This window comes from Vibrio sp. S234-5 (genome assembly GCF_000960595.1).
In the GTDB taxonomy this organism is placed as follows: Bacteria; Pseudomonadota; Gammaproteobacteria; order Enterobacterales; family Vibrionaceae; genus Vibrio.
In genome coordinates this window covers 1-574 of the sequence record NZ_JZAM01000311.1, presented here as the reverse complement: position 1 = coordinate 574, position 574 = coordinate 1, and the positions used below count along the sequence as shown (strand labels likewise).

Sequence of the window (574 nt, the reverse complement as noted above, 5' to 3'; positions counted from 1 at the left end):
AAATAGAGCAATATTGAGCAGCTCACACTGGCGCTTTATCGGCAATGGGGTGGATTTAACCAGCGAACTCTTTCGCTGGGCTCGGTCTAACGACCGAGCACTTTGGCCAAAAAATCATTTTCCATGGTCAATTGACCGATCTTGGCGTGAAGTTTGTCCACTTCTTCGGAATTCTCTTTTCCTGTGTGATTTTCGGTGGCAAAAATCATGGCTGCGTTTTCAAGCAGCTCCTTTTTCCATGTCGAGATTTGGTTAGCGTGCAGGTTGTATTTCTGAGCTAACTCAGCGACGGTTTTATCGCCTTTAGCGGCATCGAGTGCCACCTTAGCTTTAAACTCAGGAGAGTGGTTTCTACGTTTTCTAGTCATAATCTGTCCCTGTATTGTTGGGTACTATCAAAACAGATCGACCACTTAAAGTCATGTCCGAAAATCGGGGGCCACTTCTGGAGCTAGGCGAATATGCAGCGGAGTTACTCCAAAGAACAACATGGCGGGAAAAGTGTGTGCAAGGCAACATTACTTTGCACTCTGACAACGGTGCTCCTATGAGAAGTTACACCATGCTTGCAAAG

General features: G+C 46.2%; 1 pseudogene. It reads right to left on the bottom strand.

From position 1 onward, the window contains the following. Positions 1 to 368: pseudogene (locus UF06_RS18665) on the bottom strand (transposase); the annotation flags it as partial. Positions 369 to 574 lie beyond the last annotated feature (206 nt).